Below are 13,997 nucleotides of genomic sequence, written 5' to 3'. Positions count from 1 at the left end.
GCGCATATCGGTGGCGGCGTGCGCTTGGCGAGTATGCGCCGTTTTTGGCCCGCTTGCCGCGCCAATGACACGCGTATTAAGCTGCCGCAAGCGTCGCGTTGCGATTTATAATCACGCCTCGAAAAGATACTAAATAGTATTGAAAATCAAACAGACAGGGCAGGCTGCGGTGGCGAAACTTTATTTCCGGTATTCCGCGATGAACGCGGGCAAGTCGACGGCCTTGTTGCAAGTCGCGCACAACTATGAAGAGCAGGGCCAGCAGGTGCGCCTGTACACGGCGGCCATCGACAGCCGCTATGGCGTGGGCCGGGTCACTTCGCGCCTGGGGCCGCAGCGCCAGGTCGATATCTTCGATGCCGACACGAATTTCCTCAACGATATTGTCCAGGTGGCTTGTTTGCTGGTCGATGAGGCGCAATTTCTCAGCACGGCACAAGTACAGCAATTGCACCAGCTGGCGCAAGTGAAGGGCGTGCCCGTCATCTGCTATGGCTTGCGCACGGATTTCAAGGGCGAGCCGTTTCCTGGCTCGGCCTATTTGCTGGCGCTGGCCGACGATATCGAGGAATTGAAGAATATTTGTACTTGCGGCAAGAAGGCCACGATGAACATCCGCGTGGACGAACAGGGGCGCCGCATCAAGGAAGGCGAGCAGATCAGTATTGGCGGCAACGAACGTTACCGCCAGGCGTGCGGACGCTGTTTCTACTCTTAGGCTTACTCGGCCGCCGGCGCACCGACGTCGGCATCATCTGCCAGCGCCAAATCGCCGCGCTCGAAGGCGGCCAGGATGTCACGGGCGCGCTGCAAGTCTTGTTCTCGCACCAGCACGCGCGCGCCGCCGATGGCGGGCGCCAGCAGCAAATTGGCCTGCATGTGCTGGTCGTCCGTGAGGATGACGTCGATGCCGGCCGCTGCCAGGCAGCCGCGGATGACGTGCGCATCCGTGGGTATCATGAGCCGGGCTATCAAAACGTAGTCGTTGTGCATCGCGTCTCCGGGTTTGAATGGTGTGCGCCATCATAGCACCGGGCCGTCTTTTACAGCTTGAACACACCTACCACCTGGTTCAGCTCCTGTGCCTGCTCCTGCAGCGCGTCGGCGGCCGCAGCCGCTTCTTCCACCAGGGCCGCGTTCTGCTGGGTTACCTGGTCCATCTGGGCGATGGCTTGGTTGACTTGCTCGATGCCGCTACGCTGTTCTTCGCTCGCCTGCGCGATCTCGGCCATGATGGTGCTCACTTGCTGCACGCTGGCCACCACGGTATCCATGGTGGCGCTGGCCTGGCTCACTTGCGCGTGGCCCAGGTCCACCGTGCCGGCGGATGCCTGGATCAAATCCTTGATGTCTTTCGCGGCAGCCGTCGAGCGCTGCGCCAGGGTGCGCACCTCGGTGGCGACGACGGCAAAGCCGCGTCCCTGCTCGCCGGCGCGCGCCGCTTCCACGGCCGCGTTCAAGGCAAGGATGTTGGTCTGGAAGGCGATGCCGTCGATGACGCCGATGATGTCGGCGATCTTGCCCGATGAGCTGCGGATGGCGTCCATGGTGGCGGCCACCTGCGCCACGGCCGCGCCGCCTTCGGCTGCCAGACTGGAAGAGTCGTGCGCCAGCCGGCTTGCTTGTTTTGCGTGATCAACGTTCTGGCGCACGGTCGAGCTAAGTTCCTCCATCGAGGCGGCGGTCTCTTCCAGCGAACTGGCTTGCTGTTCCGTACGGCTCGATAAATCCAGGTTGCCACTGGCGATTTCGCCAGACGCCGTGGCGATTTGCCCGGCGCTGCCGCGCACATTGCCGACCACTTGCGACAGGTTGTTGCTGATGCTGTTCATGGCGCGCAGCAGGCGGCCGATTTCGTCGTGGCTGCTCGTTTCCAGGCGCACCGTCAGGTCGCCGGCGGCGATTTGCGCGGCAGCCTTTTCGGCGGTGGCCAGCGGGCGCGCCACGAGGGTGCGCACCAGCCAGTACAGCAGCATGGCAAAAATGAGCAGGGCGAGGAAGCCGTAAATGGCCAGCTGGTTGCGCAACTGGCGTGCCTCTTGTGTGATCTCGTCGGTGAACGTGCCGCCAGCGATGACCCATTGCCAATCCTTGAATTGACGATAATACAGATGCTTTTCGCGCGCGCTGGCAAGCGTTTCGCCCGGTGCCGTCCAGGTGTAGCGCATGTCGCCGTTCTTCTGCGCCAGCATTTCCTGGATGAAGAGGCGGCCATCGCTGTCCTTGAAATCGAGCGCGCTCTTGCCTTCAAGATTCGGGTGCAGCACCAGGTGGCCATAATTGGCACCGGGCGCCGTGTCGACGATATAGATATAGCCGGTCTGGCCGATCTTGATCTGGCGAATCTTATCTCTCAACATGGCCAGATTCTTGCTGATATCGAGACCGATGAACAGTACGCCCACCACCTTGCCGCTCGCATCGCGCACGGGGTCGTACTGGGTGATGAATTGCTTGCCAAACAAAGTGGCCATGCCGACGAAGCTTTTGCCTGCGCGCAAGGGGGCGTAGCTGGGGTGGTTGTGGTCGAGCTGGGTGCCGATGGCGCGTTCGCCATTCTGTTTTTTCAGCGAGGTGCTGATGCGCACGAATTCATCGCCGTTGGCGGCAAAGATGGTCGCGATGACGCCCGTCTGTGCCGTGTAGCGGTCGACGATGGCCGTGTCGAGGTTGAGCACCTTGCCGCCATTGGCCAGGGCCGGCGTGGCCTTGCCAGCCACGGCCACCATGGCGCCCGTATCGACCGCGAACGGGCCGGGAAATTCGGCCGCGAACAGGCGCGCGAAGCTGGCCGCCTCGTTGACCATGGCAGTATGGAATACTTCTGTCGTCGTCATGACGCTATCGAGCTCGCTAATGATAGCCGCTTCGGCGTGCTGTTCGAGCACGCGCGAGGTATAGCTACTCATCAGGGAAGTCAGGCTGGCCAGGATCAGGCTGACCAGGAAAAATGTGAAGACGGTAATTTTTCCCCCGACACTCCAGTGGCGGGGTGAGAACAAAATTGTAGGCATAGTTTGAGTCTGGCAAAGGGTAATCAGCTCGGCCATTCCTGGTCATGACATGACATGCAGGGAGGGGATCTGGTGGGAAATGCGCTTGCAGCAGAGGTGCTTTTGCTTGGTGCTGTACACATGCAAGCCGAATGTAAGGGTGCCATGATAGCATGTTGCTTACCTTTTGCTACTAAGCATTTCCCGTAAGAATTATTTATTTGCGAAAAACATCGGCTAAATCAAGGATGAGCAGTCAATTCAATTGACTTGTTTGGGTTGGTGTGATTCATTTTTTTGGTCCTCGCTTGCGGTGCACGCCCATCCTTACGAATATTTCACTTCGGAATGTTTCACTTTGTAATGAATGAGACGCCGCCTTTAATCCGCGGTTAAGCTTGCAGGAAGAAACTACGACTCCACGGAAGACTGGCAGGGCGTATCCTGTAGAATAATGTGCAGACCAGTCGTGTACTCCCCTTACTGTCTTGCTCGCTGGCGCATGTAGAGTTGCGCCGCCTGGAGTGATTTAACTAATTTTCGGAGACGCCGATGAAGAAGCAAATGATGCTGGTCACCCTGGTGCTTGCCCTGTCAGCCCACGCTGGCGCAGCCCAGACGGACAAGGGCGTCGCCCCTGCGACCCCCATGAAGCCACTGGCCCAGCAAACGCAGGCCGCGCTGTGGGCATCGCGCGTATTGACACGCGTCCATTACAAGCCGACGCCGCTCGACGACGCCATGTCCGAGAAAATCTTCGACCGCTATTTCAAGTCCCTGGACGCGGAGAAACTGTTCTTCGTGCAAGCCGACATCGACCGTTTCGCGCCGCTGCGCAGCAAGCTCGACGACGCCATCATCAATGAAGACTTGACGCCGCCGTTTGCCATCTACAACCTGTACCAGCAGCGTTTCGACGAGCGCATGGCGTATGCGCGTGAATTGCTGAAAACCAAGTTCGACTTTACTGCCGACGAGAGCTATCAGCTCGACCGTGAAAAGGCCGCCTGGCCGAAGAACGATGAAGAAGTGCGCGACCTGTGGCGCAAGCGTGTCAAGAATGACTGGCTGCGTCTGAAACTGGCGGGCAAGGAAGACAAGGCTATCCGTGAGACGCTGGACAAGCGCTATGAAGGTTACACCGCCCGTTCGCGCAAGCTCAACAGCGAAGACGTGTTCCAGATCTTCATGAACGCCTACGCCATGTCGATTGAACCGCACACCAATTACCTGGGGCCGCGCGCTTCGGATAACTTCGACATCGCCATGCGCCTGTCGCTCGAAGGCATCGGTGCCGTGCTGCAGACGCGCGATGAATACACGGTGGTGCGCGAAGTCGTGCCGGGCAGCCCGGCCGGCTTGTCGGGCAAGCTGAAAGTGGGCGACCGCATCGTCGGCGTGGGGCAGGGCGAAAGCGGTCCCATCATCGAAGTATTGGGCATGCGCATCGACGATGTGGTGCAGCTGATCCGTGGCGCCAAGGATTCCACCGTGCGCCTCGACATCTTGCCGGCCGATGCCGGCCCGGACGCCAAGCACGTGGTCTTGCCGCTGGTGCGCAAGAAAATCAGCATGGAAGAGCAGGCGGCGAAGAAATCGATCATCGAAGTGCGAGAAAATGGTGCCAAGCGGCGCATCGGCGTCATTTCCTTGCCGACGTTCTACCAGGACTTCGAAGCGCGCCGCCGTGGCGACAAGGATTTCAAGAGCGCCACGCGCGACGTCACCCGTTTGCTGGGCGAGTTGAAGAAGGAGAAGGTCGACAACGTGCTGATCGACTTGCGCAACAACGGTGGTGGCTCGCTCAATGAAGCGGTCGAACTGACGGGCCTGTTCATCGGCAAGGGGCCTGTGGTGATGCAGCGCAATGCCGAAGGCAAGGTCGATGTAGAAAGCGATACCAATGCGGGCCTGGCCTGGGATGGACCGATGGGCGTGCTGATCAACCGTGGCTCCGCCTCGGCTTCCGAGATTTTCGCCGCCGCAGTGCAGGACTATGGTCGTGGCGTCATCATCGGCGAAGGCAGCTTCGGCAAGGGCACGGTGCAGACCCTGTTTAACCTCGACCGCTTTGGCGGCAGCGAAAAAGCCCGCTTTGGCGAGCTGAAAATGACCATCGCGCAATTCTTCCGCATCAATGGCGGCACCACGCAGTTGCGCGGCGTCACCCCTGACATCAAGCTGCCAGCCATGTCGGACACGGAAAACTTCGGCGAATCGAGCTACGAGAATGCCCTGCCATGGGTGGCCATCAAGCGGGCGCAATACATGCCGACGGGCGACCTGAAAGAAATCGTGTCGCTGCTCGACAAGAAACATGAAGCGCGCGTGGCCAAGGACAAGGATTTCCAGTACTTGCTCGATGATATCGCTCTGGTCGTCAAGCAGCGCAAGGAAAATCAAATTTCGCTCAATGAAACCGTGCGGCGCAAGGAGCGCGATGTCCAGGAAGCGCGTGCCAAGGCGCGTGAAAAACGCATGATCGCGCAGATTGCCAATCCTGCCGATGACTTGGTGGTGATTCCTGATCCGAAAGATGCACTGAAGGGCGCGAAAGCGGCCAGCAAGACGGCCAAGCAGATCGCCGCCGTGAAGGGCTCCTTGCGTACCGATGACGGCTTGCAAGGCGATGAGCGGGCCCTGAGCGCCGAACTGGACGCTGAAACGGCCGCGAAGAGCGCCAAGGACGTGCTGCTGAACGAAGCGGCGCGCATCCTGGCCGACGAAGTGACGCTGATCAAAGCCGATACCCGCATGGCGTCCAAGGTCTTGCCACATGGCGCGGACATCAAGGCGACGCCGGTGACGGCAGCGAAGTAAGGAACTTGGGTCAGACCCTCTGGGGGAATGTGCTTCAATGGAGCACATTCCGATCACGAAGTGACTGACCCCAGCTTTGGCGTGAAGGAGAGTTATCCGTCTGGTGTATTTCTATCATTCCAACAATCAATTGGATTGATATGTCGCGATGCAGCATAATTGACTTGTCTCCTCTATTCTCCTCCAAGAAAATAGATTCAGCCCGCTCTCGCAGCGGGCTTTTTTTTGTGCGCCCAGCATGGGCGCACCTTCAGCGCGCCCCTATGCTGACGCCCGGGATGGCGCGCGCGCCCTGCACATCGGCATTTGCCGCCAGCAACGTAGTTATCCAGGCCGAAAACGCGTGTACCTTGGGCACTGTCAAGCGCCCCTGCGGCGTCAGTAGCGACACGGGCATGGGCGTTGGCGGATGCTCGGGCAGCACGGCGACCAGCGCGCCGCTGTCGAGGTGCTCGCGCACCTGGTACATGGCTGCCTGCGCCAGGCCCAGCCCTTGCAGCGCGCAGGCCACGCTGGCGTCGGCATCGTTGACGGCGATGGGGCCGGTCATGGGCACGCGCAGCACTTCCTTGCCTTGCATGAAATCCCAGTCGAAAGCGCGTCCCGTGCGGCCCGAGTAATGCATGATGCCCATGTGCGTGGCCAAGTCGGCCAGTGTCTGCGGCGTGCCGTGCCGCGCCAGGTAGGCCGGTGCCGCGCACGTGACGAAGCGCATCAGGCCGACTTGCTTGCCGATGAAGGCGGAATCTTGCAAGGTGCCCACGCGCAAGGCGCAATCGATGCCTTCCTGGGTCAGGTCGATCAGGCGGTCTGTCAGGCTCAGCTGCAATTGCACGTCCGGATAGGCGGCGTGGAATTGCGCGATATGCGGCATGACGAGGCGCCGGCCCACCGTATTGGGCAAGTTTATACGCAGCAAGCCGCGCGGTTTTGTTGCCTCGGGGCCGCGGAACGCCAGTTCCGCCGTGTCGACAGCCTTCAAGATATCGATGCAGTGGCGAAAGTAATCGGCGCCTTCTGGCGTCAGCGACAGGCGGCGCGTGGTTCGCTGCAGCAATTGCGTGCCCAGATAGGCTTCCAGTTTTTGCAGGGTGGCCGTCAGTGCCGCGCGCGGCAAATTGAGCGTCTCGGCCGCCTTGGAAAAGCTGTTGGCCTCAACGATGCGCACGAAGGTCTGCATGGCCTTGATCTTGTCCATGGCGATTGTTCATCTTATGTGAAAAGTATAAGTCGATTATGCACCAATTTTCTGAGGCCTGTTTTTGCCGACCCAGCCCCTTCGGTCCACCTTTTCCAGAGATTCGCCTTCATTGACTGCGCCCTTCCAAGCATGCTTACCTGGGCCAAGATGTAAGAGCGCAGAAACTACGAGCGCAGAAACTCTCGAACCGCAGGCTTGCTTCTGCCCGCGAACGCATATCGATGAATATGCGACCGATTGATCGGTCGAGTTTGGTGTTGGTGCCAATACAGGCCAACACAGGCCAGCGCAAGCCGGCCCATGATCTGTCGCGCGGCAGCAACGCCGACGATGTGTTCAATGTGACTGCCGTGACCGTAGTGCAGGTGCAGAATGGGGCTCTTTGCCCCCGCACGCCATACTGGGCCACCGATTCGCGCGCGCCGCGCCCGCTGCGGGCCGCCAAATAATTGCACCTCGCACAAGTTAATTTTCGATAATTGATTAATAGAAATAATTCCATACGGTAATCTTCAAATACGGACGGCACAGTGCATTCGATCCCACGTTCTACGCTCCCCCTCATCGTGTTCTCTGCGCTGTCTGCAGTAGCATTGCCAGGCACGGCGCAAACTCCCACACCGACCAACGCCGGACAGATTTTGCAGCAGATCGAAAAGGAGCGCGGCGTCGGCCTCCCGCAAAGCCCGCCACCGAAAATCGGCCCGGCGCCACAAGCCATGAAGCCGATATCGGGCGCCACTGTTACGCTGACGCGGTTCCAATTTTCCGGCAATGTCTTGCTCAGCGATGCAGAACTGGCAGATGTCGTCGCGCAATATCTGAACCGGCCCATTGGCTACGCCGAAATGCAACAAGCCGCCGCCGCCGTCGCTGAAGTTTACCGCAAGCGAGGATGGATCGTTCGCGCCTACCTGCCCGAGCAGGATATTCACGATGGCAGCGTGACTATCGAGATCGTCGAGGCTATGTTCGGCAACGTCAAACTCGAAGGTCCGGCTGCCAAGCGATTGACTTTGGAACAGCTGCAACGCGGTTTCGAAGCGCGGCAAGCGAAGGGTACTGTCATCGATAAGACCGCGCTCGACCGCGCCCTGTTGCTGGCCGATGATTTGCCTGGCGTCGCCGTTTCCGGCCGCTTGCAAGAGGGCAGCAATGCGCGCGAAACCGACCTGATCATTAAGCTGGCCGACGAGGCGTTCGTACTCGGCGAAGTCAGTCTGGACAACTTCGGCGCCCGCTCCACCGGCAGCAATCGCCTGACCGCGAACCTCAATCTCACGAGTCCCCTGGGTGTCGGCGATCTGCTCGGCGGCAACCTCATCCATACACGCGGCACGGACTATTTGCGGCTGGCGTATACGTTGCCGGTCGGCGCCGATGGCTGGCGTTTGGGCGCGAGTGCATCCGCGCTCGCTTATCGATTGACCGCCGCCGAATTTGCCGCCCTGAACGGCAAGGGCAGTTCCGCCACGGCCGGAATCGATGCCTACTACCCACTCGTCCGTTCCCGTTTCAAGAATCTGTTCCTGGGCATCAACTACGACATCAGGCGCTTCGACAACGAGTCTTCGTTCGCGACGCAATCGCGTTACCGCAGCAATGCCCTCGCGCTCAATTTGAATGGCAACCTGTTCGACGGCTTCGGCGGAGGCGGCGCCAGCAGTGCCACCTTGACGCTGCTGGCCGGTCGTGTCGCTATGGGGAAACTTGATCCGGGTGAAGACGCGGCGCTCGACGGCGGCTTCAGCAAACTGCGCTACAACTTTTCCCGTCAGCAAGCCCTGGGCGGCGACCTGTCCTTGTATGTTGCGCTTTCCGGCCAGGAAACGAACGGGAAAAATCTCGATTCCTCGGAGAAGTTCTATTTGGGCGGCGCCGATGGCGTGCGCGCCTACCCGACCAGCGAGGGCGGTGGCGCCAGCGGCAATCTCGCTAACGTCGAAATACGCTGGCGCTTGCAGCGCGGCGTTGTCCTGACCGGATTCTACGACCATGGCGGCATACGCAACTACAACGGCGGCGGAAACTACAGCCTCAAGGGCGCCGGCGCGATGCTTGCATGGCAAGCTGAGTTCGGCTTGAGCCTGAAGGCCACTTGGGCGCGTCGTCTCGGCAGCAACCCTAACCCGACGCTTGCCGGTACCGACCAAGACGGATCGTTCAGCAAAAACCGCTTCTGGTTGGCTGCCAGTCAGCCATTCTAAATTTCTCCGGACCACGCAATGAATAAATCCTACCGTTTAATTTGGAACGAAACGACTAACACCTGGACGGCCGTCTCGGAGCTGGCCAAGGGCCGCGGCAAGCGCGCCTCAGGCGCCGTTATCGTGGCCGCCGCTAGCAGCCTGCTCGTTCCCTTCGCCCTGGCATTTGCCGCTCCGCCGCCGGCCCCGAATGCGTTACCCGGCAAGGGGCAAGTTGTCGCCGGTTCGGCCAGCATCGCGCAAGCGGGGGCGACGATGACCATCAAGCAAAGTACGAATAGCGCGGTAATCGACTGGCAGAGTTTCAATCTCGGCAGCGCGGCGCAGCTCAATTTCATACAGCCATCGAGTAGCAGCGCCACGCTCAATCGCGTGCTTGGCTCCGATGTCAGCCAGATATTCGGGCGCATCAACGCCAATGGACAAGTATTTCTCAGCAATGCCAACGGCGTGTATTTCGGCCGCTCCGCGAGCGTCAACGTCGGCGCGCTCACCGCCACTACACACGGTGTCGGCAACGACGATTTCATGGCGGGACGTTACCGTTTCACGCAAGGCGGCGCCAGTGGATCTGTCATTAACGAAGGCAGCCTGAGCGCCGGGCTGAATGGTTATGTCGCCCTGCTGGCGCCGGAAGTACGCAACAATGGCGTCGTCGTGGCGCAGATGGGAACGGTCGTCCTGGCCGCCGGCGACGGCTTTGAGCTCCAATTCGGCGGCCACGGTGATCTGGCGAACGTGCGCGTAACGCCGGCGGCGCTCTCCGCGCTGGTGGACAACGGCAATGCCGTGCGAGCGCCCGGTGGACTCATCATTCTTTCGGCGCAGGCGGCCAACCGTTTGCAGGGCGGCGTCGTCAACAACAGCGGCACGCTGGAAGCCAGCGGCCTGGTCGACAACGGCGGCGTGATCCGTCTCGAAGCGAGCGACCACATCAGCCACACCGGCAGCATTCGGGTCGATGCCGCGTCGCATGGCCGCGGCAACGTCGGCACGGCAACGCTGATCGCTGACCTGTCCAACCACGCCAGCGGGGCCGACATTGACGGCAGCATCGACGCGCGCGGCGGCGGGCTCGGGGGCAACGGCGGCTTTATCGAGACGTCGGCCGGTCGCGTGCAGATCGGTGACAAGACGCTCGTCAGCACCGCCGCGCCGCAAGGCCGGGCCGGAACGTGGCTGATCGACCCGACCAACTTCACCATCGCCGCCGGAACGGCGGCGCGTACCGCCAGCGGTATCGGCGCGAGCACACTGCAAACGGCGCTCGCCGCCGGTAGCGTCAGCATCGCGACCTCCGCAACGAGCAACGGCACGGACCTGGGCGACATCAACGTCAATGCCAACCTCGCCTGGAGCGCCAACACCCTTACCCTCATCGCACACCACGACATCAATATCAACGCGACGATGACCGCCGGTGGTACGTCGGCGCTTTCCTTGCTGCCAGGCAGCGGCAATGTGAACGTCGGCATCGACGCCAGCGGCGCGTTCAAAGGGCGGGTCGATTTCGCCGGGCGATCCGGTACGGGCATGCTTTCCATCAACAACGCCGCTTACACGGTGATCAACAGCCTGGGTGCGGCGGGAAGCGTGACCGCCGCCGATTTACAAGGGATGAGCGGCGGTTTGGCGCTTAATTATGCCCTTGGCGGCAATATTGACGCCACCGCAAGCTCTGGCTGGAACGCCTGTACGACATGCAATAGCGGTGGCGCCGGTTTCTATGGCTTCCAGCCGATTGGCGCGCTCACCGGTCAATTCAATGGACTGGGCCATACCATCAGCAACCTCACGATCAACCGGCCGGCCAGCAATGCCGTCGGCCTGTTTGCAAGCGGCACGATCAGCAACGTCGGCTTGCTCGGCGTCAGCGTGAAGGGGGCGAACAATGTCGGTGGATTGACGGGAGGTAATGGAACGATACGCAATAGCTACGTCACCGGAACGGTGAGTGGCGGAACGCGAGTCGGCGGCATGGTGGGCGGATACGGAAATATCGCGAACAGTTATAGCAGCGCCACGGTGAGCGGGGTGGACTACGTGGGCGGGCTGGTGTCATTTGCCCGGACCATTACCAACAGCTATGCCACGGGCAATGTGACGGGAACGAGCATTGTTGGCGGATTGGTCGGGTATGGTAATTACGCTACTATTACCAACAGCTATGCCACTGGAAATGTCAGCGGCACGAGCAGTGTTGGCGGCTTGCTGGGATCAGGTCGCACGACCGTAACGTACGGGTCTATGCGCAATAGCTACGCCACAGGTTTGGTGAGCGGCTCAGGTGGCGGCCTGGCTGGCAGCGGCTATTTTGCTGCCGGCAGCGCCACAAACAACTTTTGGGACACCACAACGTCAGGAAAGTCGACCGGGATGGGCGCAAGCAACGTGAGCGGCATGACCGGCATGAGCACCGCCGACATGAAGACGCGGGCAAATTTTGACACTGCAACGAGCGCCAACGGCAGCGTGAACCCCGCTTGGGATTTCACGACGGCGGCCAAGCTATGGAGTGTCAGTCCTGGTGTCAATGGAGGCTATCCCGCACTGTGTGTTTTCAACTGCCTGACGCCGGTTTATCTGCGCTTGACAGTCACTGGTAATAGTGTATACGGCACTGCGCCAAGCACGTTCAGCTATGACTACTACACCGACCCCGCTGGCGGTGTACTTGTCACCGACGCCGCGCCAACAGGAACCGTGGTCTGGACCGGGGCGCCAGCATCGACTTCCGGCGCTGGCAGTTACAGTCCTACCTATACCCGCGGTGTTACCCTTGGAAACGCCAACTATGCACTTGTGGCAGGCAATGCGGTGAACTGGGAGGTAAGCAAAGCGCACCTGACGGTGACTGCCGACGACAAGAGCCGCGTGTACGGCCAGGCTAACTTTCACCACCGCGAACGGCACGCTGACCATCAACCCGCTTCCCCGAGTGCCACCTGTGATAGCGCCGCCGACTTTGCCCAGCCCTGCAGCCAACACACCGGCTCCGTTGGCTCCGCCTGCAAGCGAAACGCCGACCGCGCCCACGACGGTCACCCCGAGTGCCCCAGAGCCGGCCGCTCCAAGTACCCCAGAGCCGGCCGCTCCAAGTACCCCAGCGCCGGTTGCCGCAGCCAGTAAAGCTTCCGCTGGGCCGTCTGGCGAAGCTGGTATTTCGATTTCTGTGCAGCGGGTGGCGAGCCTGAATGAAGGCGGCATCATTACGGTCTCCGTGCCGAAAGAAATGGCGACAGCAGGTAGTGGTTTCAGCTTCCCGTTGCCACAACAAGTGAACAGCACAGGGACCGATGTGAACGTCACTGTCCAGGTAACGACAGTCGCTGGCGAGGCACTACCGGCCTGGTTATCGTTTAATCCTAAAACCAGGATCTTTGCAGCGACAGCCGTGCCCGATGGCGCATTCCCGATGCAGGTAATGGTAACGGTGGGTGGTCAAAGCACGACAATCGTCATTTCAGCGCGAGCCGGGCAGTAGCGCATGTGTCAGATTAATTTCGGCTTGATGCATCGGCCCTGCCTGTCTCATCTCGCGGACAATATTGAGCAACAGAAACCTAAATCATGACATCACGTTTTGTTGGCGTTGCCGGTCTGCCTAGGGCGGGGTCCACCCTGCTGTGCCAGTTGTTGGCAGAGCATCCGGAAATGCATTCCGAGGGGCATAGCTCGCCGCTGTGCAATGCATTGCTGGCGACGCGGCACAGCATCAGCGACGACCAGTTTTTTCTTTCCCAGCTTGATGCGCAAGCCGATATCACCTACGCGCACCTCAAGTCGGCGATGCAAGGGTTCTTGTCCGGTTGGCACGCGGGGCATGGCAAACCTGTGGTGGTCGATAAGAACCGCGCATGGTTGCACTGCATAGAGTTTTTGTTGCACCTCGACCCAAGTGCAAAATTGTTGGTGCCAATTCGTGAACTGGGGCAGATTTATGGCTCCATCGAAGCGCAGCACCAAAAGACCATCTTGATCGACTTCATCGACCACCTGGCCGACCTTGATCGTTTCGGTCGTGCTGATCAGTTGTTCGCCAAAGACAAGGCCATCGGCGCACCGTTGTCGTCGATCGAGGCCGTGCAGGATTTGCCGCAGGCGATAAAAAGCCGGCTTTACTTCGTGAAGTTTGAGGATTTGATGGCGCAGCCCGCGCAGACGATGGCTGCGGTCTACGCTTGGCTGGGGGTGGCACCTCACAGGATAGATCCGGCGAAGCTCGTCGTTCGCGCGCACGAAAGCGACAGCCATTACCGCAATAAATACTTGCATCGTCAACACGCCCAAGTCGTGCCGCCCGGGCCGCACACTATCCCTCCGCGTATCCAGGAACATATCGAGCACGCTTGTGCTTGGTACTACGCATGGTTCTATCCAAAGCGCTGACGTGTGCTTGCCCTGCGGCGCTTAGCGGCGGGCGCCAAGTATGCTCGCGATGTCGGCGCACAGTCCTTTGTTGAGCGCACGCTGCACCTTCGTGGCCAGGCTGCGGCTGCAGCCGGCGCTCAGGTGAGCGTTGGCGTGAGGGAACAACAAGGCCCTGAAATCAGCGAAAAATGTTGTCACATTAGCCGTCGCTTGGTCAAAGTAAGGCATAGCTTTATGCGCATTGGCAACTGCTGAAATTGTCGTCGATTGCGGCGCAGCAGGCCTTGCCAGAGCTTCCAAAGGGGCTTGATGATGTCCGTAGGCTTGCCGATGAAGGCGTTTTTTGTCTGACCTTGCAAATAAAATATCGGATCAGCTTTTTAAGCTGCATGCAAGACGGGGCGG

The 13,997-nt window shown here is 60.1% G+C and carries 10 protein-coding genes; 7 read left to right on the top strand and 3 right to left on the bottom strand.

Annotated features, from left to right (window positions below; genetic code table 11):
• Nucleotides 1-169: 169 nt before the first annotated feature.
• Nucleotides 170-718 (top strand): thymidine kinase, encoded by a 549-nt coding sequence (locus tag H4V96_RS12910; protein WP_196855945.1) that lies wholly within the window; start codon nt 170-172, stop codon nt 716-718.
• Nucleotides 719-720: 2 nt separating this feature from the next.
• Here the strand turns inward: H4V96_RS12910 and H4V96_RS12905 are convergent, their stop codons facing one another.
• Nucleotides 721-993, bottom strand: coding sequence for a DUF2007 domain-containing protein (locus H4V96_RS12905; protein WP_010399114.1), 273 nt, complete (start codon nt 991-993; stop codon nt 721-723).
• 50 nt (nt 994-1,043) lie between these two features.
• Complete coding sequence (locus H4V96_RS12900; RefSeq protein WP_196855944.1) at nt 1,044-3,014, bottom strand: methyl-accepting chemotaxis protein; 1,971 nt, start codon at nt 3,012-3,014, stop codon at nt 1,044-1,046.
• 531 nt (nt 3,015-3,545) lie between these two features.
• Between H4V96_RS12900 and H4V96_RS12895 the strand changes: the two genes are divergently transcribed.
• A complete protein-coding gene (locus H4V96_RS12895; RefSeq protein WP_196855943.1) occupies nt 3,546-5,813 on the top strand; it encodes a carboxy terminal-processing peptidase in 2,268 nt (755 codons plus the stop codon).
• A gap of 250 nt (nt 5,814-6,063) precedes the next feature.
• On the opposite strand, the gene H4V96_RS12890 is transcribed toward H4V96_RS12895, so the two are convergent.
• On the bottom strand, nt 6,064-7,011 hold the full coding sequence (locus H4V96_RS12890; protein WP_196855942.1) for a LysR family transcriptional regulator: 948 nt from the start codon (nt 7,009-7,011) through the stop codon (nt 6,064-6,066).
• A 224-nt stretch (nt 7,012-7,235) separates the two neighbouring features.
• Here H4V96_RS12890 and H4V96_RS12885 point away from each other — a divergent pair, with 224 nt between their 5' ends.
• The 5 genes from H4V96_RS12885 to H4V96_RS12865 all read left to right on the top strand — a co-directional run bounded on the left by H4V96_RS12885 (nt 7,236) and on the right by H4V96_RS12865 (nt 13,610).
• Nucleotides 7,236-7,463 carry a hypothetical protein gene (locus tag H4V96_RS12885; RefSeq protein WP_280721209.1) on the top strand — a complete coding sequence of 76 codons (228 nt, stop codon included), beginning with the start codon at nt 7,236-7,238 and terminating at the stop codon, nt 7,461-7,463.
• A 192-nt stretch (nt 7,464-7,655) separates the two neighbouring features.
• Nucleotides 7,656-9,221: a ShlB/FhaC/HecB family hemolysin secretion/activation protein gene (locus H4V96_RS12880; protein ID WP_280720986.1), complete on the top strand. Its 1,566-nt coding sequence runs from the start codon at nt 7,656-7,658 to the stop codon at nt 9,219-9,221.
• Nucleotides 9,222-9,239: 18 nt separating this feature from the next.
• Nucleotides 9,240-12,350 carry a filamentous hemagglutinin N-terminal domain-containing protein gene (locus H4V96_RS12875; RefSeq protein WP_196855988.1) on the top strand — a complete coding sequence of 1,037 codons (3,111 nt, stop codon included), beginning with the start codon at nt 9,240-9,242 and terminating at the stop codon, nt 12,348-12,350.
• Nucleotides 12,351-12,402: 52 nt separating this feature from the next.
• Nucleotides 12,403-12,705 (top strand): Ig domain-containing protein, encoded by a 303-nt coding sequence (locus tag H4V96_RS12870; protein WP_196855941.1) that lies wholly within the window; start codon nt 12,403-12,405, stop codon nt 12,703-12,705.
• A gap of 86 nt (nt 12,706-12,791) precedes the next feature.
• Nucleotides 12,792-13,610, top strand: coding sequence for a sulfotransferase (locus tag H4V96_RS12865; protein ID WP_196855940.1), 819 nt, complete (start codon nt 12,792-12,794; stop codon nt 13,608-13,610).
• Nucleotides 13,611-13,997 lie beyond the last annotated feature (387 nt).

It is taken from the genome of Janthinobacterium sp. CG_23.4 (assembly GCF_029892305.1).
GTDB lineage: Bacteria > Pseudomonadota > Gammaproteobacteria > Burkholderiales > Burkholderiaceae_D > Janthinobacterium > Janthinobacterium lividum_D.
This window is presented reverse-complemented; position numbering and strand designations above follow the sequence as displayed.

Bases quoted from the DNA above. Each gene is read 5' to 3' on its own strand.
- H4V96_RS12865 (WP_196855940.1), top strand. From the start codon at position 12,792: ATGACATCACGTTTTGTTGGCGTTGCCGGTCTGCCTAGGGCGGGGTCC.
- H4V96_RS12905 (WP_010399114.1), bottom strand. From the start codon at position 993: ATGCACAACGACTACGTTTTGATAGCCCGGCTCATGATACCCACGGAT.
- H4V96_RS12875 (WP_196855988.1), top strand. From the start codon at position 9,240: ATGAATAAATCCTACCGTTTAATTTGGAACGAAACGACTAACACCTGG.
- H4V96_RS12900 (WP_196855944.1), bottom strand. From the start codon at position 3,014: ATGCCTACAATTTTGTTCTCACCCCGCCACTGGAGTGTCGGGGGAAAA.
- H4V96_RS12885 (WP_280721209.1), top strand. From the start codon at position 7,236: ATGAATATGCGACCGATTGATCGGTCGAGTTTGGTGTTGGTGCCAATA.
- H4V96_RS12895 (WP_196855943.1), top strand. From the start codon at position 3,546: ATGAAGAAGCAAATGATGCTGGTCACCCTGGTGCTTGCCCTGTCAGCC.
- H4V96_RS12890 (WP_196855942.1), bottom strand. From the start codon at position 7,011: ATGGACAAGATCAAGGCCATGCAGACCTTCGTGCGCATCGTTGAGGCC.